This is a genomic window from Dyadobacter sp. AC419 (assembly GCF_979253085.1).
Map to the genome: position 1 here is coordinate 398,142 of NZ_CEEDCD010000019.1, position 19,732 is coordinate 417,873.

The window sequence follows — 19,732 nt, forward strand, 5'->3', positions numbered from 1 at the left end:
GCTTAAATGAAACTTCTTCTATCTATTTCCATTTTCCTCCTCTTATCAAGTCAGGGTTTTGCGCAGTCGGGCAAGATCAAAGGCACTGTTACGGACAACGCAAAAGAAGGCGTTCCCGGTGTTAGCGTGGTGATCAAAGGCACCCAAAACGGCACCCAGACTAATGATTCAGGATATTTTGAATTAGCCAATATCAACGACGGCGATTACGTGCTGTCGGTTTCTTCCATCGGTTTCAAAACCCGGGAAATTCGTGTTACTGTTGCCCAAAACGAGGTTGATCTGCAAACGATCACCTTGTATGCGGGTGACGAGATCCTGCGGGAAGTGGTTGTTTCCGGCGAGCGTGAGAACGCATTTTCGCGCAGCAAAACGGCTTACGTTTCCAAGTTACCGTTGCGTGATTTCGAGAATACGCAGGTTTACAGCACCATTACCAACTATTTATTGAAATCTCAGATCGTCACCAACTTCGATGACGCATTGAAAAATGCAACCGGCGTTGAAAATCTCTGGACTTCAACCGGCCGCGGCGGCGATGGCGCGGGTTACTTCTCACTTCGCGGATTTGCCGTGCAGCCTAAATTGGTAAATGGTCTGCCTGGATTAACGAACGGAACCATTAACCCAGCTAACATTGAACGCATTGAAGTGCTCAAAGGACCTTCTGCAACATTGTTTGGAAATGCAGTAAGTTCTTATGGTGGTTTGATTAATGTCGTTACCAAAAAGCCTTACGTAGGAACGGGCGGCGAGCTCTTCGTTCACAACCGGATCGTACGGTTTGAATCAGATTACGGGTGATTTCAACACAGCTTTAAACAAAGAAAAGAACCTTTATTTTAGACTAAACACGTCCTATGCAACGGAACGCAGCTTTCAGGATGCAGGTTTTAGGAAATCGTTTTTCGTAGCGCCGTCACTTTCTTACAAGGTTAATAACAGGCTGTCATTCTCATTTTACGGAGAAATCACACAGGCTGAGCAGACCAACCCAATGTTCCTGTTCCTGAACAGAAGCGCGCCAACAGCAGCCAGAAACATGGATCAGCTGAATTACAACAACAAGCTTTTCCTTCACCAGCAACGATCTGACGCTGCAAAACCCGACGCAGAATTACCGCGTTGAAATGGATTATAAACTGTCGGACGCCTGGGAATCGCAGACGCTGATCTCGAAAAGTGCGACTTCAACAAAAGGATATTATTCGTATTTGTTTGACTACGGCATCTTAGGCGACAATGTGTATTCCCGCTTTTTGAACAAACAAAATGAATACACAGGAACTTCCGACATTCAGCAAAACTTCATTGGCGATTTCAGGTTGGGATCGTTGCGTAACCGTGTAGTGATTGGTCTTGATTATTTTACAGCCACTGCTACCAGCAATGGAACGGGTTATGCATTTTATGGCAATGTGACGCCTCAGGGCGGTGTGAGCGGCGACAGTCCATTTACGCCAGCGATCGAAAAGACGGTTTACCCACTTTCGACGGCAGCGGTTGACGCCGTTTTGGCAACTCAACCCGTGTCCAATTCCAAGTCAAAATTCAACATTTACAGCGCTTATGCTTCCGATGTGTTGAATTTGACAAACACATTGTCAGTCATGGTCGGCCTTCGTCTGGATCATTTTGACAATGTTGGCGACATTACGACTTCGCAGGACGATTATAACCAAACGACATTGTCTCCGAAATTCGGGATTCTCTATCAGCCGGTTGCAGACAAAGTTTCTGTTTTTGCCAATTTCCAGAATGGCTTTACGAACGTAGCGCCGGCACTTGTGGGCAACCCGGAAGACGGTCCGCAAACGATCAAGACTTTCAGACCTGAGCAGGCAAATCAGATTGAATTTGGTATCAAAACCAATTCATCAAAAACCGTTTGAATGCAACGATCAGCTATTACGATATCCGCGTAAAAGACCAGGTCATCACCGATCCGGCATCGCCATTCAACAAAATCCAGGGCGGCGAAATTTATAGCAAAGGCTTTGAAATAGAACTTAATGCAAACCCGGCTCCCGGCCTCAACATTCGCGGAGGATACAGCAACAACGACAGCAAAACCACCAAATCAGACAACGCCGAAATCCTCGACAGACGACCGCTCGACGCAGGCTCGAAACACACGTATAATGCGTGGGCGAACTACGAAGTGGCAGGCGGAAAGCTGAAAGGATTCGGAATCGGCGCCGGTTTCAATGGGGCAAGCGAACGTTTCGCCATTAATTACGCATCAACAGGCAGCTTCATGCTTCCCGCTTACACAGTTGCAAATGCATCGCTTTTTTACCAGGCTGAAAATTATCGCATTGGTTTGAAGCTGAACAACGCATTCAACAAGGAATATTACAAAGGCTGGTCTACGATCGCCCCGCAAATGCCGCGCGCATTGCTGGCGAATATTACTTATTCTTTCTAAGAACAATGTTGTCGTCACCCTTAGCAGCTCGGTTTGCTGAGGGTGACGATTAAAATTCAGCACCCATGACTGCATTTTACCTCATCTTCGCCGGAATGTATTTGTATTATTCCAAATCAAAATACTTCCCGCACTCCATTTTTAAGCTCAACTTCACCGGTCAAACCTGGCTTGGGCTGGCGCTTACCATTGCCGGAACAGTGCTTTTCATTCAATCCGATGGCGTTGTTAGCGGTTTTTTAATGGCGATTACGGCCTGCACATTGGCGATGGGAATGGTTCAGTTGTTTGCGGTTTTGGGGAAGGCTTATTTCTACGGAATGATTGCGGCTGTGCATGTTCTGCTCATTTTTGACCTGCTATCTTATGCCAGCTAAACAAGAATATCTGACCACGCCTGGACAGCGGGCGCTCAAAATTTCGGCTGGCTTACTGGGCGGATATTTCCTTTCTGTCGCCATTCATTTGGTGCTTAGCGTGGTGCTTCCGTATCGCATGGAAGTGATTTTAACGGGTGCTTTTTCGGTGTTTTTGCTTTGGGTTGCGCTGATGGTCGTTGCATTTTTAATTCGAAACGGCTGGGTTGCCTGGGGTGTTTATCTGCTTTCCATTCTCATTTGTGCGTCCATCGTGTTTTTCCTTAAATGATCATGAAACTGAAAGGACTGAATCCCCGGCTTTACAACATTACATTTAATACACACACCGTTTCCGGCATTGTGATCAGTTTTGCGTTGTACGTGATCTTCTTCGCGGGCGCATTCACGATCTTTAAAAGTGAATTTTACCAATGGGAAAACCCGGCTGCACGGGCTGAATTTTCAAAAACGGTCGATTATGACCAGATTTTACAAGATCTGAAAAAGGCAACGCCACGATTTGACCTTTCGGAAGACATTACCATTGTCACCGAGTCAAAAGAGCGGCCATTGGTCAATATTTACGGGCATTTGATTGTGCCAAAAGGCAAGCCTGAGGAACATTATTACACGAGTTATCTGCCGGCAACGGGCGAGTTTAGCAAAGACGAAAAATCCACGGTAGGCGAAACATTATACCGGCTCCATTTCTTTGATCAAATCCCTTTGATCGGCCGTTATCTTTCCGGTTTTGTCGCCTTGTTTTTCGCATTTGCAGTCGTGACAGGCGTGATGATCCACTGGCAAAATATGCTCAGCAAGTTTCATGGATTTTCGTTAAAAGGCTCATTAAAGAATATCTGGACCAATTCTCACACTGTTTTCGGATTACTTGGTCTGCCTTTCCAGCTGATGTATGCCATAACCGGCGCTTATTATATGCTGTCGTTTTTGGTGCTGTTGCCGGTCGTGATGGTTTTTTACGGCGGTGATCAGGAAAAGGCTTTTAAAGCCATTGTTCCGGAAAGATTTATGGATGTGAGCGAAGCTGCGCCGGTTACGGACAAAAATCTAAAAGTAACCAGCATTCTCGATAAGCTGGAAAAACAAAATCCGGAGCTCGACCTGCATTACATTCAAATCAAGCATTATAACCGGGAAGACAGCATTGTTTCAGCTTCATTAGAAAACAATAAAACTTTTGCCGGCGAAGGGTCGGTGGCGGTAAGATTGAAGGATGGAAAAGAACTGCTCAACTTACTTCCCGACGACAAAGGTTACGCCCAGCGCGTGCTATTCGGCATTTCCAGACTGCATTTTGCCACATTCGGCGGGCTTGCATTGAAGGTCATGTATTTCGTACTCGCCTTGTTTTCGTGCTTCGTGATCATCAGCGGCGTGTTGTTATGGAAAGAAGCGCGCAACAAGAAGAACTACACCGATAAGCAGAAACGCTTTCATCACCGCGTTACAATGGTTTATCTCGCCATTTGTCTCTCGCTTTTCCCTGCAACGGCGATTTTATTCGGCGCGGAACTGGCATTACCCGGCACGGAAAGCCACGTTTTTAATGTCAGAACAGCGTTTTTTGTGTCCTGGCTTCTGCTCACCATTGCTGGAATTTTCTTCAAAACCGAAGCTCGAATGACATGGTTTTATCTGGTGTCAGGTGGGTTAATGTCATTGCTTGTGCCTGCAATTAATGGTTTTGCAACGGGCGACTGGATTTCGACTGCATTATCTAGTGGTAACTACTACGTGGCCGTAACGGATTTATTCTGGCTTTTCACGGGACTTGGTTCGCTAGCCATTTCAGCGGCGATGAAAGCTCCTAGGCGTGTTGAAGCCGAAGTTTTTGACCAAACCATTGCGGTTTCATGACATTCTGAACACAGTAAATTGACAGTTTGAACACAATGCGCTGGTGCCTGACCAGGTAATTTTGTCCTATCACTTTTAAACAAAAAGACAATGGGACAAAGTAATTATCAAGGCGTATTGCAGCAGCCATTAGGTTCAGGATTCAATGCAGGTTCAACTGCAAGTGAGGTGATCAAAGGCATCGACCTCACAGGCAAAATCGCAATTGTAACCGGCGGCAATGCGGGCATTGGCCTGGAAACGACGCGGGTTCTGGCAGCAGCCGGGGCAACGGTGATCGTTCCGGCCAGGGACGTGGAAAAGGCTCGCAAAAATCTCGAAGGCATTCCAAATGTAGAGCTGGCGACCATCGACTTCATGCAACCGGAGTCAATTGATGCATTTGCAGGGCAATTTCTGGCATCCGGCCGTCCGCTTCATCTGCTGATCAACAATGCGGGCATTATGTGGGTGCCGCTGCGCCGGGACAGTCGCGGCATTGAATCGCAACTGGCTACCAATTATTTAGGCCAATATCACCTCACAGCAAGGCTCTGGCCTGCGCTCAAGCAAGCGAATGGCGCACGTGTCGTTAATGTTTCTTCACTTGGTCACCAAATGGCGCCTTTCAACTTTGAAGACCCCAATTTTTTGCATCGCGAATACGAGACATTACATGCCTATGGACAGTCGAAAACGGCGAGTAACTTGTTTTCGCTGGAACTGGATCACGTCGGTAAAGACTTCAACATCAGGGCATATGCATTGCATCCGGGATCGATCAATGGCACGGAGCTAGGCAGGGAAGCGCCTTTGGAATTATTTCAGCAAATGGGTTTTGTGGATGCTGATGGCAATATGCTGCCAGAAGTGGCCGCATCGCTCAAAACCATTCCGCAAGGCGCAGCCACAACCGTCTGGTGCGCAACGAGCCCAATGCTGAAAGATATCGGCGGAGTTTATTGCGAGGATGCGGATGTTGCAGTCCTCAGTCCGGAAGTGACGGAAGACGGCGGTTTTGAAAATCAGCGTGGTGTAAAAGCCTATTCGCTGGATGCGGCAAGTGCGAGAAAATTGTGGAAATTGAGCGAGCAAATGACCGGCATCACATTCGGAGCGCCCCTATGGAACACATTTCAGCATATTTGACCAAAGAAATCAAGCTTTCCAGCTACGACGACAAGCTTTTCAAGTCGGACCTGATGTTTGACGATCACATGCTGATCTGGTTCATTTCGGGCGAAACGAAGATCATTCAATCCGATGCGACCTATTTTTTCAAAACGGGAGATACGTTCCTGATTCCGAGAAACCAGCTCGCTACCATTGTCAATTATCCCAAAAACGGAGTGCCGCACAAAACGGTTGTCATGCATTTGTCGATGGAAAGGTTGAAGCGGTTTTATGACAAAATAGAAGTTAAAAAGCCGCTCGTTACGGAACAGAAAATATTCAGTTTTTCAAATCATCCCCTGCTGGAAAGCTGTCTGGCTTCGTTGATTCCTTATTTTGATATGCGCGGCGAACTGCCCGAAAGCATTGCCTCACTCAAAATAGCGGAGGCGATCACGATCCTGAGAGAAATCGATAAAAGCGTGGACAGCGTCCTTGCCAACTTCGACGAGCCGGGAAAAGTCGACCTGATCAGCTTTATGGAGCGCAATTTCATGTTCAATATGCCGCTCGACAAGCTGAGTTACCTGACGGGTCGCAGCTTGTCGACATTCAACCGGGATTTCAAAAAGAACTTTAACACAACCCCGCAAAAGTGGCTGACCGAAAAGCGGCTGGAACTGGCTCATTATCATTTGGTAGCGAAACAAAGAAAGCCCACGGAAGTGTATTTGGAAGTGGGTTTTGAAGATCTTTCACACTTTTCTTTCGCATTCAAAAGGAAGTATGGCGTAACGCCCACGCAGCTGTCGGTTAACGGTTTCACGAAAGATTTTGAGCTGAGAAAGGCAGTTTGATGTAAGAAATTTGGTAAAATAATGACCCGCGCCGGACAATTCCCGCCAAAATTGCGTTGAATTTATAGCATGAAACTTACAGCTTACAAAATTTTAAAAATCAGGAGGGTGAGCAGCGTGATCGCTGCTGCCGGGTTTACAGGCGTTTTATCCGCATTGCTGGCCGATACGCTCAAAGTCATTACGGAACATTATGAGGAGCAGTTCATTGAACAGCTGCATCACCGTCAATATCTCATTTTTGTGCTTCCGCTGATCGGCTTGTCACTCATTCATTTGTTCCGCCGGTTTTTGTTTAAAAACAAGGCCAACAAAGGCATTAAGGAGGTTTTAGACACGGTTAACAAAAAATCAAATTCGCTTCCTGCTTACAAAATTCCGTCACATTATCTGAATGGTTTCCTGACGGTCATCTTCGGCGGTTCGACGGGCATTGAAGTTTCGACGGTCGTTTCTACGGCGGCGATTGGTGCATTATCGAGCAGGAAAGCGGGATTTTTACAGAAATACAAAACGGATCTCGTCTGCGCTGGTCTGGCAGCCGGGGTTACTGCGCTTTTCAATGCTCCCATTGCCGGATTTCTGTTCGCATTCGAGGTTTTTACAAAGCGTAAGAGCAAGCTGCATACATTGTCGGTCATCACGGCGGTGCTGACTTCCTATTTATTAACGCACTTTTTCTTTTACAAGCAGATTTTCCATTTTGACATTGTTCGCTGGAACACCAGCGCATTGCCTTATATGGCTTTGCTGGGCATTATAGCAGGTTTCAATGCAGTTTATCTGACCAAAAGCGTGCTATTTTTCAAGAAGCTTTTCCAGTCATTTTCTAACGAATATGTGAAGATCATTGGTGGCGCGCTGGCGATTTCCATCATGATATTCACATTCCCGAGCCTGTATGGTGAAGGTTATGCGGGCATTAAGGCCATTGCTGCGTCGGAACCGCTTCCGGTGATGGCGGTTATGCTGCCGTTGCTCATGGTGCTTTTACTGAAACCTTTGATTACTTCTGTAACATTGGGAGCCGGTGGAGATGGCGGCGTTTTTGCGCCGAGCCTGTTCATCGGAGCTTTTTTGGGGTTAATCGTTTGCGTTACGCTGAACCACTTTTTCGGGCTCGGATTGATTCCTTTGAACTTCATTGTCATTGGAATGGCCGCCGTGCTGAGCGCCAGCATTCACGCGCCGCTGACATCCATATTCCTGGTTTGCGCCATCGCCGACAATTATGTGCTATTCATTCCGATCGCCATCGCCAGCCTGATTTCCATGGCCGTGGCACATTCCATCTTTCCCTATTCAGTTTACACTTACAAGCCCGCGAAGACACTGAAGTGATTCTCTCTTGGCAGATGTCGATTTCTGCATCTAATCCCATCCGTTCACGGGTGGGATTTATTATGCCCTGCAAAAAGTCATATGTAACCACTTGGATATTATTTTGAAAAATAGTCTTCCGATAAAAGAATATTTTAGTAGAAATTACAATTTTGAGTAATTGTTCTGTTAAATAGTTGATTTGTGTTGTAGTTGTCAAAACAATATATATTTTTACGCAACATATTATACCAAACCAACTATTGATGAAAAAAGATCTACTTCTCCTGCTGGGAGGGCTGCTACTGCTTTGTAGTCAGGCCATTGCTCAGAGCCGCGAGGTGACCGGCACAGTTACCACCCTTGATGACGGCTCGTTTTTGCCTGGCGTCAACATTTCCATCAAAGGAACCAACCGCGGCACCACAACGGACGGCCAGGGCAACTACAAAATCACAGCCGATGCGGGAAGCACGCTGGTGTACAGTTTTATTGGCTTTTTGAGCAAAGAGGTTACGGTTGGCAATGAAAGTGTCATCAACATTACACTCGTTAACGATGCCACTGAATTGCAGGAATTTGTGGTCACTTCCCTTGGTATCAACCGTGAAAAGAAGGCATTAGGCTATTCTGTGCAGGAAATCAGTGCGGACAAACTGACCCTGGCGCGTGACCCGAACATTGGAAATGCATTGGCAGGAAAAATCGCCGGGGTGCAGGTTTTAGGGCAATCGGCTGCTAAATTCGGTGCGCCGAGCATCCGAATTCGCGGCATTAATTCGCTTACCGGAAGTGATCCTTTATATGTTGTCGATGGAACGCCTACTGACATCAGCATGGTGAATATGGACGACGTTGAGTCACTGACCGTTCTTAAAGGACCATCCGCAACCGCACTCTATGGAAACCGCGCTTCTGCGGGGGTTATCGTGGTGACAACGAAGCGTGCCAAATCGGGTGAAACTTCGCTTACGCTGAACCACAGCTCGACATTCGATCAGATTTCCCTCCTTCCAAAATATCAGAATGAATATGGTGGCGGTTATTCGCAGGAATGGGATACTTTCAAATTCAACCCGGCAATTCATCCGGCAACCTGGTCAACATTCGACGGGCAGAAAATCCTGGATTACTCAGCGGATGAAAGCTGGGGGCCAAAAATCGACAATTCCCTGCACCGCTCAGCCGCTTCCTGGCAGCAGGGTGAGGCTTTCGGAAAAGAAACGCCTTACAGCGCAAATCCAAACAACGTGCGCGATTTCTTTGAAAAGCCGATCAGCCACAACTCTAACATTGCGTTCTCAAAAGCGGGAGAAGGTTACGCTTCAAGGATTTCGTATACACACATTACCAACAATGGCATCATCCCGAACAGCAAGCAAGTGCGCGATTATGTGAGCGCGCGCAATTCCATCACTTTTGCAAAACATCTGGTAGCCGACCTGAATGTAAATTACACCGGAACCAAAACACTGAATACGCCCGCCGACCGCTATGGTTCAAGCGGCGGAACCGGCCCGGGAACTTCCTTATTTGGCGTAGGAAATGCCACATTGAACGGTTACAACCAGACGATAGGCTCATTTAATCAGTGGTTTCAGCGCCAGTTGAGCATTGATGATCTTAAAAATTACAAAAACCCTGATGGCACATTCCGCAGCTGGAACATTGGCGGTCCGTTGGATCCGAAGCCGAAATATTGGGATAGTCCATACACACAGGTTTATGAAAACACGAATGTCAGCCGCTTGCAACGCATATTCGGTGACGTCGGCCTGACTTATAATGTTACCGATTATTTAAAGGCAACTGGAAAATTCCGCCGCGATTACGGGACTTATGTGCAAAGCGGTCAGATTGCAGCCGGGACACTTAATGCAGGCGGATTGGGTGCTTATTCCTATCTGACAGGTGTGAATCTGGAAAATAACTTCGAAGGTTTAGTGAGTTTTGACAAAGCTTTCGGGAAAGTTTCTGTTTTGGTAAATGCAGGTGGAAACTTGCGCTACAACCGCACAGAAGGCACATTGCAGGCAACTGTGGGTGGTTTGACAACGCCGGGTTATTACAACATCGGCGCTTCAAAAGACCGGCCGATTGCTGCCAATTATTTGTTTGAAAGAAAAGTAAGAAGTGTTTTTGGTAACGTCAGTCTGGGTTATAACGACTTCATTTTCGTGGAAGGATCATTGCGCAATGACTGGTCGTCCACATTGCCTGAATCGAATAATTCCTATTTGTATCCATCGGTTTCAGCAAGTTTGATATTCTCCGAATTCCTGCCAAGCAGCACCGTGTTCTCCTTCGGAAAGCTGCGTGGCGGCTATGCACAGGTTGGAACCGATCTGGGTCCTTACCAAACTGCGCTGACTTACGGCGTTGGCACCAATTATGGAAGCAACCCATCCATGTCGTTACCCGGAACATTGCCTAATTCGGCCTTGAAACCAGGAATGTCGTCTTCCTATGAAGGCGGAATTGACCTGAGATTTTTCAGGAACCGGATCGGACTGGAATTTACTGCTTACAAAAACAACAACAGCAACCAGATCATCCCGCTTGCCGTTGCATCGACGAGTGGTTATAACAATGCAGTCGTAAATGCAGGTTTGATCACCACCACAGGTTTGGAGCTGCACATTTCGGCAACACCAATCAAGACGGATGACTTTTCCTGGGACCTGGATTTCAATGCGGACCGCAACCAATCCAAAGTGGTTGAGCTGACCGAGCAAAGCCGCAACTATCAACTGGACGGACCGCAATGGAGAGCTTTAACATTGAATGCGCGCGTAGGAGAGAAGTGGGGAATGCTGGAAGGCGTTGGCATTAAGAAAGATGCAAACGGAAACAAGGTCGTTTACGCACCGACTCCCGAGAATATTGAAGCGGGAACTGCCGGACTTTATGTGAAAGAAAACAATGTCAATCTCGGCAATGTGCTTCCCAAGTTTAAAGGCGGATTTGTGAATTCATTCCAATACAAAGGCTTCAATCTCCAAGCCAGCACAGACTTCGTGGTAGGAGGCAAATTCTTCTCCGTAACCAGAATGTTCAATGCTTACTCGGGACTGGCTGCTGAAACGGCTGGTAACAATGAGCTTGGAAAGCCAAAACGCGATGCTCCGGATGCGGGCGGCGGTGTATTACTCGATGCCGTTACAGAAGACGGCCAGCCAAACACCTATCGGGTTGACGCGCAAAACCTTTACGAAAACTGGCTTTTCGGATTGAACGAAAATTGGATTTACGACAAGACTTACGTGAAGCTGCGCGAGCTTTCTCTGGGCTACAAAATTCCAAACCGTTTGCTGGGCAAATACGTGAAAACCGCGAGCGTTTCGGTGATCGGACGTAACCTGCTGCTGATTTACAGCGCCATTGACGGCGGAATTGACATTTCTGAAACGGAAACCTTGTGGTTCGAAGGCGGACAGCTGCCTCCGGTGCGCTCGATCGGCGTTAACCTCAAATTGGGCTTCTAGTCTTTAATCAACATTTAAAAACATCAATCATGAGAAAATATTGGCAAAAACCAGTCGTAACTGCCATGCTAGCCGCATTGCTGGTCGGCTGCAGTGATTTTGACAACATTAATGTTAACCCCAACAGCCCATCCCTGCCAAGCACGGCGGGTTTGCTTACAGGCGTTTTGAGGAATGTGGGGACGATCAATTCGCAGGTAGGACCGGGCGCGGCCAACATTGTGCCAGCGATGTATGTGCAGCAATTCGGAGATGTCACCTACATTGAAGATTCCAGATATAAGACGATCAATTTCAGCTATAACGGATGGTATGCCGGTCCGCTGGCGAATTTGCAGCACATTATCGAGCTCAACACCAACGAAGAAAGCAAGGTGAGCGCAGCTGCATTCGGCTCCAACAACAATCAGATTGCCACTGCCAGGATCCTGAAAGCCTATTTTTATCAATGGATCACGGACAGATGGGGCGATGTTCCCTACACGGAAGCGCTGAAAGGGGATGGCGACTTTACGCCTGCATTTGACAAACAGGAAGCGATTTACACCGATCTGTTCAAGGAGTGGAAAGAGGCGTCTGCGCAGTTTGATGGTGGAGCGGCCATTCAAGGCGACTTTCTTATGTCCGGAAATGCTGATAAGTGGAAGAAGTTTGCCAATTCATTGAGGATGATCGCAGCATTGCGCCTTTCAAAAGTGAAACCCGACCTGGGCAAGCAGGAGTTTGCAGCCGCATTGGCAGACGGTGTGTTCACGTCGGCGGCGGATAATGTGCAGTATAAATATTTGTCAGAATCGGCCAATGAAAATCCGGTTTACAACAACTACACGGTTGGTAACCGCAAGGATTATGCAGTAAGCGATGTTTTTATCAATTATTTGAAAAAAACGGCTGACCCGAGATTGCCTTTCTTGGCAGCCAAGAACATTACGGGTGATTATGTAGGCGTGCCTTACGCGATCGGCGGAACGAAAGCGCAGGACGTGTCCTTAATCGGCACGATTCTCTCGCAGCAAAATTCAGCGGTGAATGTAATGACTTATGCTCAGATCCTTTTTGCACAGGCAGAAGCTGCCAAGTTAGGCTGGACAACGGGCAATGCAAAAACGCTTTACGAAGCAGCCGTTCAGGCGTCATTGCAGCAGTGGATGGGCGCAAGCTTTACCGATGCAGCTTTCAAAGCCTTCATCGCCAAGCCGGAAGTGGCTTATACAGAAGCAACTGCGCTTGAAAAGATCGGGACGCAACGTTGGATCGCGCTTTATTTTCAGGGAACGGAAGCGTGGTCCGAGTGGAGAAGGACGGGTTATCCGGTGTTGAAGCCAGCCGCCAGCACCTTGAACGGAGGCACGGCCATTCCAAGAAGACTGGCTTACCCGGTGACTGAAAACACATTGAACCAGGAAAATTACAAGGCTGTCGTAGCGTCACAAGGTGCTGACGATCAGTATACGAGGGTCTGGTGGGACAAGCCCTGATGCTTTTGTGAATACAGAAATTATGCTGAATGTGCAGCAATGCCATTCAGCAAACCACACTCATAATTGAGTAGATTTGTTATGTTAGTGCACTAACAGGCAGGTGTATCACTTGCCTGTTTTTTGTGTTTATAAGGTTGACTTTTGGAAAGAAACGGCTCCGTTCTGGTCTTTTTTGTAAACGGCCATGCGGCTGACATTGAACTTAGGATCAAAGTGCGGTTCCGTTGCGCCGATGGCATTGGGTGTCGGCTTTGACGCATCGAAAAAGTAAACCGTTGTGCTTCCGTATTTCGTATAAGGCATCAGGTCACCGTATTTTTTCATTTCGTCCCAAAACTGTCCTTCCACCGAAACCGCGTAAATCCGGACGATCGGACCGGTGTTATTTGCATTTCTGTAAACGGCCGTTTCTTTAAAATTTCCTTTCAGATCGTCGACCGTTGGCTGTGACGTAGAATCGTAAATGATGAACCCGAGCGTCGCCAGGATCAGGATCAGAAATATGAATTTTTTATTTTTCAGGATCATGCAATTGAATCATGTTTCTGTAAAGTTAAACGAATAAATTTGCGCCATACCAGACGACCTGCATGAAGCTCAGAGCAATCGATGAGTACTTTTACAACAAACCCGAGCCACTGCGCAGTTATCTGATGTCGCTGAGACATTTTTTGCTGCATGAACGGGCCCACATTACCGAAGTTTGGAGTTATGCAATGCCGTTTTATCTGCATAACGGCAAGCGATTCTGTTACATTTGGACAGAAAAGAAGACCAATTTGCCCTATCTGGGCATTGTGGACGGAAATCGCATTGCACATCCCGCGTTGGTGTCAGAGAAGCGGTCAAGGATGAAAATCTTAAAGCTCGACCCGGAACAGGATTTGCCTGTGGAATTGATAAAAGAAATTATGGAAGCGGCAATCGGGATTTTATAATTATATCAGAAAGCACATTTTTTGAGCTTTTAATAAACTTAACAGACATTTTTCATCAACAATAAGAGATCATTATGAAGACCACAAATAATAAGATTCTGATAACGGGTGGGGCGAGCGGGATTGGTTTTGCTATGGCGGAGCGGTTCGTTAAGGAACAAAATACGGTCATCATTTGCGGCCGTCGCGAATCAGCATTGCAAGAAGCTGCGCAAAAAATCCCGGGATTGATTACACGGCAATGTGACCTCAACTCGGAAGAAGGAAGAATTGAATTGTATAACTGGATCGCGCAGGAACATAGCGACCTGAATGTTTTGGTCAATAACGCTGGAATTCAGAACTGGATGTCGCTGTCGGATACGGATTTTTACGAAAAAGCGAAGCTCGAAATCAAGACTAACATTGAGGCGCCTTTGCACCTGACTTCTCTTTTCCTGAAACTGCAATCATTGGATACGGTCATGAATGTGACTTCCGGGTTGTCATATGTTCCCTTCACAAAAGTCCCTGTTTACTCCGCAACAAAGGCATTTTTCCACTCTTTTACAATTTCGCTTCGACATTTGTTAAAAGAGAAAAATATAGAAGTAATTGAAATTATCCCGCCAGCATTGAACACAGATCTTGGTGGAAAGGGCTTGCACGACCATGCTCCACCGGTTAGCGAGTTCACGGACGCGATATTTAACCAGCTCAAAGAAGGGAAAACTTCGTTGACATTTGGTTTTACAGAAGCGCTGAACAACGCAGGAAAGGATGTGCTCAAACCTATATTTTCACGGCTTAACCCTTGATCGTCATGGCATTAGCAATGTTCGGTTTTCGATCTGCGTGTTGCTAATGCCATTTTTTTTCGCATGTTTCCAATCGCTTTTGATCCGATTTACAAATATCCGGTGCCGGCCGGGCATCGGTTTCCGATGGATAAATATGAGCTGTTGCCTCAGCAGCTGTTGCGCGAAGGCGTTGCGGAGCCCTCAGACTTTTTCAGTCCGGAAGTGGTTGATATGCAGGCCGTTTATGCCGTGCATGATCGGGGTTATGCCGACCGGATCGTCGAAGGAAAGTTGAGCAAGCAGGAAATGCGGCGGATTGGTTTTGAACAAACGCCTCTGCTGGCCGAACGCGAGCGGCGGATTACGAACGGAACAATTATCGGTGCGCTTCATGCTTTTGAAACGGGCATTGCATTCAACATTGCAGGCGGGACGCATCATGCAGGAAGAAGTTTCGGCGAAGGGTTTTGCATCATTAATGACCAGGCCGTTGGTGCGCAATATCTGCTTGATCATAACAAAGCGAAAAAAGTGCTCATTGTTGATCTGGATGTGCATCAGGGAAACGGGACGGCCGATATTTTCGCTAACAAGCCCAGCGTATTCACCTTTTCCGTTCATGCCAAAAACAATTATCCTTTCAGAAAAGAGCAAAGCGACCTGGATGTGCCGCTCGAAGATTGGACGGATGATGCCACTTACCTGCGCATATTGCACGACGTGCTGCCGGGACTGATTGAAAAAGTGCAGCCCGATTTTATATTTTACCAGGCCGGTGTCGATATTTTGCAAACGGACAAACTGGGCCGGATGTCTTGCACCATTCAAGGTTGCCGCCAGCGTGACGAAATGGTGTTGCGGCTCGCGGCTAAGCACAACATTCCCGTTCAATGCAGCATGGGAGGCGGTTATTCACCGCAACTAAGGACAATTCTGGATGCGCATGCCAACACTTACAAAGTCGCCCGGCAGGTTTTCTAGCGTCAAAATCACATCATTTATTATTTAAATAAATCAATTAGCAGTAACTTTCATATGCTGTTAATCTTTATGATTGCAAGCGTTTTATGGTCAGAACATAACATGGCATGCTATGAAAACTTTCGTCTGCGCCGTCATTTTTACATTGATCAACTGCCTACCCGGGCTTTGTCAGGAGGCAATCAAAACACATCAGTATTTTTCAACATCCCGCGTAACGCTGCGTGTGCTCGATAAGGAAACATTCCAGCCCATTGACGCCAAGATCCTGGTTGCAAGTCAGGGGCCGGGCAGGCAGATTGCGCCGATTTATGAAGATCACGTTTACAAATACAGGCTTCCGCTGACCGACACGTGCACATTTTCGATTTATGCCCCGGGTTATGAAATGCTGAACGAGTCACTTCTTGCCAATGAGATAAATGGCACGGAGGTCTTTTATCTGACTCCAAAAACGGTTAGTAAAAGTGATTCTGCGGCGACGGCCAAAACTATGCGCGATGCAGGAACACCCAAATCGATCTTGCGGGAAGACATCACGTCGGTGCTTTATTTCAAACAAAGTGATACGGATATGTCGGACAGATCGCGGCGGGAATTGGAACGTGTCGTAGATTTTTTGAACACCAATGAAAATTTGCAGATCGAGCTGGGAGGCCATACGGATAATTTAGGCGATCCGGACAAAAACATGATGCTTTCGTGGGACCGAGCCGATGTTGTAAAGGAACATTTGGTTAGTAACAACATTGCGCCGGACAGAATTAAAAGCAAGGCTTTTGGCAGCACCAGACCAGTTGCCCCGAATGACAGCGAGCGAAACCGGCGGTTCAACAGGAGGGTGATGATTCGAATGGTGCCTGCTTTCTGAGGTTAATAGCGGGTTTATTTACACAGCATGAAAAATGTAAAACTTTATAGTCAATTAGCGACGGTGATTCTGGTTCTGATAGCGCCTTTGCTGTTTTTACACGGTTGTATCGAGCCTTTTTCGCCGCCGGAAACCAATTCGGATGAAAATTATCTGGTCGTTGATGGTTTCTTCAATGCGGGCGGAACGGACACGAGCCGGTTTGAATTGAGGCGCACCCAGAATGTTAATCAGAACACGACTCCGGTCATTGAAACCGGCGCAGCTCTAAGTGTCGAGGCGGAAGCAGGTGAAATATTCCCATTTACAGAATCGAACGACGGACTGTACGTTTTGCCTCCGCGGGCATTTGATATGGCGGGGAAATACCGGATAAGGATCGCAACTCAGGACGGTCAGGAATATCTGTCGGAATTTGTTACGGTAAGCCGCACGCCGGCCATTGACAGCCTCACGTACAAGATCGATCTTTTACAAAATGCCGTGGTGTTCTATGTGAACACGCATGACGATAAAAACAGCACGCAGTTTTACCGCTGGAAATTTGACGAAACCTGGGAATACGACGCGACTTATTTCTCTGCTTTGGAAGTCGTTGATAATGAAGTTGTGCTTCGAAAAGATAACATTAACAAATGCTGGGGCCGAAAGAAATCGGGAAGCATATTGCTGGGAAGCACGGTGAGGCTGAGCGAGGATATTATCAAAAATCTTCCGCTGAACACGGTTCCGATCGCGACGAACAAATTTTTCATCAAATACAGCATGCTTGTTAAGCAATACGGGCTTTCGCGGCAGGCTTTCGAATACTGGACAGATCTTGCCAAAACAACGCAGGGAACCGGAAGCCTTTTTGACCCACAGCCCTCGCAGGTCACGGGTAACATTAAGAACACGGGCAATGCACGAGACCTTGTGTTCGGCTATTTCAGCGCTTCCACGGAACAAACCAAGCGCTTAACCATCACGCCAAAACTCGGAATTTTCCCCAGATGCACAGAACCGGACACGCTTCCGCTTGCCTGCGGCCGAAACGGAGAACCATGCGCATTGAACACCTCGAACCTGTTATTAACCTACTGGGGCATCCGCGCAGACTCCGTTTTAGCCGCAACGGTCGGCTGCACAGACTGCCGCACCATGGGCGGAAACACGGAGCGGCCTGGTTATTGGTGAAAACAAAAAACCTTGCACCCGATTGTGATGCAAGGTTTTTGTAACAATCAAACCGCTACCGCGTAGCCGTCAGCGTGAAATCGGTGCCGTCGTCGTCGGTTGCGTTGATGATGATTTTTTTGCCTTTGATCTGTGCTACTCTTTCGTTGTCGTAGATGAGATCAATCGTTGTGCCATCTTCTGAAAGTTGAATGTCGCTGACGTCGTAGACCATAAAGTCGTCGCCGGTGGATTTTGAACGGATGTCGAGCTCGGCATCGACGGTTTTTTCGGTTTTCCTGATGATCCGGATGTCGCCTTTTAGATTGCTTTTATCGGCGGGGACGGTCTGACCGTCGAATTCCAGTTCGGAAAATGTGTAGGTTCCTGAAATTTTGGTTGCCAGGTCGGGCGCCGGCTCTTCCTTATCATCTTTGCAGGAAATAATGGACATGCATAGCAGCAGCAAAGCCGCGAAATGTTTGAGATTGAATAGGTTTTTCATAGCTAAATGGATCTTTAATGTTCGACGCTTCAAATGTATGGCGGCGGGCTCCGTTGTGAAATGGCTTCACGCACAGACTGTTGCTTCCGTGACTTGAATTGATTGGATGCTGTGATAAATTGTGGCATGCTTTTACTAGTGCATGCTGAGACTGCGATCCGGATTGGAAGCGGCTAATTACTTTTAAATAAAATCATGAGCGAACTGCAAGTAAAGATTTTGTCATATAATGCAATCAGCGAATTGCCTGAATCCTGGTCTAAAACGGACTACATTAACCTCCTTAACAGCATGGATTACGGAGATGTGGGCGACATTCAGGATGCCGAGATCAAGGAAATGTGCATGATGTCCCTGACTGATTTTGAACCCGACGAAGCGGCCAAGCTTGTGCTCGACTATGTCGTTGCAGAAAGGCTTACAGCGGGTCAGATTGAAAACCTGTCACACGAAATTCAGACCGAAAAGCTTTGGGAAGAATATCCTGTGCTTGAACTCCATCCCGATCTGTTCCGTGCCACGCAATTGCTTCATGACGCTTATAATGGCAAATTTCCGCGGACGGAAGCCGTTGAGTTCACGATGGAAATCCAGGGTGATCTTTCTGTTTTGGAACAAAATAAAGAGGCTGTTATCGTGCGGATACTGGCTGCCGGAATTTCAGACCGGAGCCTCATTAACCGTCTTTTTTCAGATCAGTTGGCGGGCGCGAAATTTGATGAGGCAAAAACGATTTTGTGGAAATTGAAGACCGTTGCAGAAACTGAAAATTCAGTGACTTACGACATTGTAAGTTCTGCATACTGGCTGGATGAGATCAAATATGCCGATGCATTTACAGCCAATGTTGAGGCCGATTTGACAGAGGCAGAAGAAGCAGAATAAAATAGCTAAGTCGGGCGAAAATCTAATCGCCCGACTTTATTTTTAAGCCAGTTGACGGATCACTCTGCAAGGATTGCCAGCTGCAAAAACGTCCTGCGGAATGTCTTCTAAGTAACAACGCTTCCGGCTCCGATTATGGTGCGGTCGCCAACGGTTACGCCAGGACAAATGACTGCACTTCCGCCGACCCAGACGTCCTCACCAATCACGATGGGTTTGGCATATTCCAGACCTGACGCTCTTTCTTTAAAATCGATGGGGTGGGTGGCGGTGTAAATCTGCACATTGGGCCCGAAAAGCGTCCGGCTGCCGATGGTAACCGGTGCTACATCCAGCACAATGCAGTTAAAGTTGAAAAACACCCTTTCGCCCACATTCATATTATAGCCATAATCGCAGTAAAACGGCGGTTGCAGCCAGAGCCCTTCCAATGCATTTGGAATAAGTGCTTTCAAAATCCTGCCGCGTTCTTCAACCTGGTCCTCAGCCGTATCGTTTAATTCCTTGATCAGAAGCCGTGTTCTGAGCCGGTCCGCAGAAAGTTCTTCGTCCAGCGCATTATACAATTCCCCGGCAATCATTTTTTCCTTTTCCGTTTTCATAAAGTCGCATTTTAGGCGATGAATGGATACAATTAATGCATTATTTTTTCATTACAAAAACAATTCCCCGCACACCAGCGTGAATTGACTGGGATGCGGGGAAATTAAATGCT

Annotated in this window: 20 protein-coding genes and 1 pseudogene; 18 read left to right on the top strand and 3 right to left on the bottom strand. The window is 47.1% G+C overall.

Features of this window, described 5'->3' with window-relative positions; all coding sequences use genetic code 11:
- Positions 1–6 precede the first annotated feature (6 nt).
- From AC0IYG_RS15240 to AC0IYG_RS15295, 12 genes are all read left to right on the top strand, one after another.
- On the top strand, positions 7–804 hold the full coding sequence (locus tag AC0IYG_RS15240; protein WP_471711921.1) for a carboxypeptidase-like regulatory domain-containing protein: 798 nt from the start codon (positions 7–9) through the stop codon (positions 802–804).
- Positions 785–1,129, top strand: a complete 345-nt coding sequence (locus AC0IYG_RS15245; RefSeq protein WP_471711922.1) for a hypothetical protein — start codon at positions 785–787, stop codon at positions 1,127–1,129. Before AC0IYG_RS15240 ends, AC0IYG_RS15245 begins: the two co-directional genes overlap by 20 nt.
- Position 1,130: 1 nt before the next feature.
- The gene (locus AC0IYG_RS15250) at positions 1,131–1,892 is read left to right on the top strand and encodes a TonB-dependent receptor domain-containing protein (protein WP_471711923.1); all 762 of its coding nucleotides are present in this window, start codon (positions 1,131–1,133) and stop codon (positions 1,890–1,892) included.
- Positions 1,889–2,428, top strand: a complete 540-nt coding sequence (locus AC0IYG_RS15255) for a TonB-dependent siderophore receptor (protein ID WP_471711924.1) — start codon at positions 1,889–1,891, stop codon at positions 2,426–2,428. Before AC0IYG_RS15250 ends, AC0IYG_RS15255 begins: the two co-directional genes overlap by 4 nt.
- 65 nt (positions 2,429–2,493) lie before the next feature.
- Positions 2,494–2,805 (top strand): hypothetical protein, encoded by a 312-nt coding sequence (locus tag AC0IYG_RS15260; RefSeq protein WP_471711925.1) that lies wholly within the window; start codon positions 2,494–2,496, stop codon positions 2,803–2,805.
- A complete protein-coding gene (locus tag AC0IYG_RS15265; RefSeq protein ID WP_471711926.1) occupies positions 2,795–3,076 on the top strand; it encodes a hypothetical protein in 282 nt (93 codons plus the stop codon). The genes AC0IYG_RS15260 and AC0IYG_RS15265 overlap by 11 nt, the downstream gene beginning before the upstream one ends.
- A gap of 2 nt (positions 3,077–3,078) precedes the next feature.
- Positions 3,079–4,668: a PepSY-associated TM helix domain-containing protein gene (locus tag AC0IYG_RS15270; RefSeq protein WP_471711927.1), complete on the top strand. Its 1,590-nt coding sequence runs from the start codon at positions 3,079–3,081 to the stop codon at positions 4,666–4,668.
- 90 nt (positions 4,669–4,758) lie between these two features.
- Positions 4,759–5,796: an SDR family NAD(P)-dependent oxidoreductase gene (locus AC0IYG_RS15275; RefSeq protein WP_471711928.1), complete on the top strand. Its 1,038-nt coding sequence runs from the start codon at positions 4,759–4,761 to the stop codon at positions 5,794–5,796.
- A complete protein-coding gene (locus AC0IYG_RS15280) occupies positions 5,772–6,617 on the top strand; it encodes a helix-turn-helix domain-containing protein (protein WP_471711929.1) in 846 nt (281 codons plus the stop codon). The genes AC0IYG_RS15275 and AC0IYG_RS15280 overlap by 25 nt, the downstream gene beginning before the upstream one ends.
- 69 nt (positions 6,618–6,686) lie before the next feature.
- Complete coding sequence (locus AC0IYG_RS15285; protein ID WP_471711930.1) at positions 6,687–7,958, top strand: chloride channel protein; 1,272 nt, start codon at positions 6,687–6,689, stop codon at positions 7,956–7,958.
- Between the two features lie 245 nt (positions 7,959–8,203).
- Positions 8,204–11,422, top strand: coding sequence for a SusC/RagA family TonB-linked outer membrane protein (locus AC0IYG_RS15290; RefSeq protein ID WP_471711931.1), 3,219 nt, complete (start codon positions 8,204–8,206; stop codon positions 11,420–11,422).
- Positions 11,423–11,451: 29 nt separating this feature from the next.
- Positions 11,452–12,900, top strand: a complete 1,449-nt coding sequence (locus tag AC0IYG_RS15295) for a SusD/RagB family nutrient-binding outer membrane lipoprotein (protein WP_471711932.1) — start codon at positions 11,452–11,454, stop codon at positions 12,898–12,900.
- Between the two features lie 129 nt (positions 12,901–13,029).
- Here the strand turns inward: AC0IYG_RS15295 and AC0IYG_RS15300 are convergent, their stop codons facing one another.
- The gene (locus AC0IYG_RS15300; protein WP_471711933.1) at positions 13,030–13,431 is read right to left on the bottom strand and encodes a hypothetical protein; all 402 of its coding nucleotides are present in this window, start codon (positions 13,429–13,431) and stop codon (positions 13,030–13,032) included.
- Positions 13,432–13,493: 62 nt separating this feature from the next.
- Here AC0IYG_RS15300 and AC0IYG_RS15305 point away from each other — a divergent pair, with 62 nt between their 5' ends.
- From AC0IYG_RS15305 to AC0IYG_RS15325, 5 genes are all read left to right on the top strand, one after another.
- Positions 13,494–13,841, top strand: a complete 348-nt coding sequence (locus AC0IYG_RS15305; RefSeq protein ID WP_471711934.1) for a DUF1801 domain-containing protein — start codon at positions 13,494–13,496, stop codon at positions 13,839–13,841.
- A 74-nt stretch (positions 13,842–13,915) separates the two neighbouring features.
- Positions 13,916–14,638 (top strand): SDR family oxidoreductase, encoded by a 723-nt coding sequence (locus AC0IYG_RS15310; protein WP_471711935.1) that lies wholly within the window; start codon positions 13,916–13,918, stop codon positions 14,636–14,638.
- A gap of 63 nt (positions 14,639–14,701) precedes the next feature.
- Positions 14,702–15,601: a histone deacetylase family protein gene (locus AC0IYG_RS15315; protein ID WP_471711936.1), complete on the top strand. Its 900-nt coding sequence runs from the start codon at positions 14,702–14,704 to the stop codon at positions 15,599–15,601.
- Between the two features lie 112 nt (positions 15,602–15,713).
- Positions 15,714–16,472, top strand: coding sequence for an OmpA family protein (locus tag AC0IYG_RS15320; RefSeq protein ID WP_471711937.1), 759 nt, complete (start codon positions 15,714–15,716; stop codon positions 16,470–16,472).
- Positions 16,473–16,499: 27 nt separating this feature from the next.
- Positions 16,500–17,648: a DUF4249 domain-containing protein gene (locus AC0IYG_RS15325; RefSeq protein ID WP_471711938.1), complete on the top strand. Its 1,149-nt coding sequence runs from the start codon at positions 16,500–16,502 to the stop codon at positions 17,646–17,648.
- Between the two features lie 55 nt (positions 17,649–17,703).
- Here AC0IYG_RS15325 and AC0IYG_RS15330 read toward each other — a convergent pair whose 3' ends face one another.
- Positions 17,704–18,132 carry a hypothetical protein gene (locus AC0IYG_RS15330; protein ID WP_471711939.1) on the bottom strand — a complete coding sequence of 143 codons (429 nt, stop codon included), beginning with the start codon at positions 18,130–18,132 and terminating at the stop codon, positions 17,704–17,706.
- A gap of 195 nt (positions 18,133–18,327) precedes the next feature.
- On the opposite strand from AC0IYG_RS15330, the gene AC0IYG_RS15335 reads away from it, so the two are divergent.
- Entirely contained in the window at positions 18,328–19,017 is a 690-nt protein-coding gene (locus tag AC0IYG_RS15335) for a hypothetical protein (protein ID WP_471711940.1), read from the top strand.
- A gap of 42 nt (positions 19,018–19,059) precedes the next feature.
- Here the strand turns inward: AC0IYG_RS15335 and AC0IYG_RS15340 are convergent.
- Positions 19,060–19,619, bottom strand: a pseudogene (locus AC0IYG_RS15340) (sugar O-acetyltransferase).
- Between the last annotated feature and the right edge of the window lie 113 nt (positions 19,620–19,732).

What these genes read in the sequence shown, in the direction of transcription:
- AC0IYG_RS15315 (WP_471711936.1), top strand. Translation starts at nt 14,702, where the DNA reads ATGTTTCCAATCGCTTTTGATCCGATTTACAAATATCCGGTGCCGGCC.
- AC0IYG_RS15240 (WP_471711921.1), top strand. Translation starts at nt 7, where the DNA reads ATGAAACTTCTTCTATCTATTTCCATTTTCCTCCTCTTATCAAGTCAG.
- AC0IYG_RS15320 (WP_471711937.1), top strand. Translation starts at nt 15,714, where the DNA reads ATGAAAACTTTCGTCTGCGCCGTCATTTTTACATTGATCAACTGCCTA.
- AC0IYG_RS15275 (WP_471711928.1), top strand. Translation starts at nt 4,759, where the DNA reads ATGGGACAAAGTAATTATCAAGGCGTATTGCAGCAGCCATTAGGTTCA.
- AC0IYG_RS15285 (WP_471711930.1), top strand. Translation starts at nt 6,687, where the DNA reads ATGAAACTTACAGCTTACAAAATTTTAAAAATCAGGAGGGTGAGCAGC.
- AC0IYG_RS15250 (WP_471711923.1), top strand. Translation starts at nt 1,131, where the DNA reads ATGGATTATAAACTGTCGGACGCCTGGGAATCGCAGACGCTGATCTCG.
- AC0IYG_RS15270 (WP_471711927.1), top strand. Translation starts at nt 3,079, where the DNA reads ATGAAACTGAAAGGACTGAATCCCCGGCTTTACAACATTACATTTAAT.
- AC0IYG_RS15335 (WP_471711940.1), top strand. Translation starts at nt 18,328, where the DNA reads ATGAGCGAACTGCAAGTAAAGATTTTGTCATATAATGCAATCAGCGAA.
- AC0IYG_RS15305 (WP_471711934.1), top strand. Translation starts at nt 13,494, where the DNA reads ATGAAGCTCAGAGCAATCGATGAGTACTTTTACAACAAACCCGAGCCA.
- AC0IYG_RS15295 (WP_471711932.1), top strand. Translation starts at nt 11,452, where the DNA reads ATGAGAAAATATTGGCAAAAACCAGTCGTAACTGCCATGCTAGCCGCA.
- AC0IYG_RS15260 (WP_471711925.1), top strand. Translation starts at nt 2,494, where the DNA reads ATGACTGCATTTTACCTCATCTTCGCCGGAATGTATTTGTATTATTCC.
- AC0IYG_RS15265 (WP_471711926.1), top strand. Translation starts at nt 2,795, where the DNA reads ATGCCAGCTAAACAAGAATATCTGACCACGCCTGGACAGCGGGCGCTC.
- AC0IYG_RS15310 (WP_471711935.1), top strand. Translation starts at nt 13,916, where the DNA reads ATGAAGACCACAAATAATAAGATTCTGATAACGGGTGGGGCGAGCGGG.
- AC0IYG_RS15325 (WP_471711938.1), top strand. Translation starts at nt 16,500, where the DNA reads ATGAAAAATGTAAAACTTTATAGTCAATTAGCGACGGTGATTCTGGTT.
- AC0IYG_RS15290 (WP_471711931.1), top strand. Translation starts at nt 8,204, where the DNA reads ATGAAAAAAGATCTACTTCTCCTGCTGGGAGGGCTGCTACTGCTTTGT.
- AC0IYG_RS15280 (WP_471711929.1), top strand. Translation starts at nt 5,772, where the DNA reads ATGGAACACATTTCAGCATATTTGACCAAAGAAATCAAGCTTTCCAGC.
- AC0IYG_RS15330 (WP_471711939.1), bottom strand. Translation starts at nt 18,132, where the DNA reads ATGAAAAACCTATTCAATCTCAAACATTTCGCGGCTTTGCTGCTGCTA.
- AC0IYG_RS15300 (WP_471711933.1), bottom strand. Translation starts at nt 13,431, where the DNA reads ATGATCCTGAAAAATAAAAAATTCATATTTCTGATCCTGATCCTGGCG.